Annotated in this window: 1 protein-coding gene; it reads right to left on the bottom strand. The window is 40.3% G+C overall.

Translation table 11 applies throughout. The features are described from left to right. The coding region (locus RYX56_RS25510; protein WP_317124538.1) for a hypothetical protein at nt 1-109 on the bottom strand (109 nt) is incomplete at its 3' end. Between the last annotated feature and the right edge of the window lie 124 nt (nt 110-233).

Below are 233 nucleotides of genomic sequence, written 5' to 3'. Positions count from 1 at the left end.
CGAGCGCGCGCCCGAAAGCGCCTGATTCAGTGTAAACTTCAACTTCTACTGTCGGGTTACCGCGGGAATCCAATACTTCACGAGCATATACTTCAGTAATAAATGGCATGTCATTCTCTCCTTAATGAATAGGTTTTATTTTTATGTCACTACGAGTTTACTTTATGATAGATGTGCCTGTCATTTCCGCAGGTTTTTCAATCTTTAATAAATCGTCCATAGTTGGTGCTAAA

The sequence above is a fragment of the Alkalihalophilus lindianensis genome (assembly GCF_032843265.1).
GTDB lineage: Bacteria > Bacillota > Bacilli > Bacillales > Bacillaceae_D > Alkalihalophilus > Alkalihalophilus lindianensis.
Note: the sequence above shows the minus strand (reverse complement) of the source record. Positions and strands in the feature narration are given on the sequence as shown.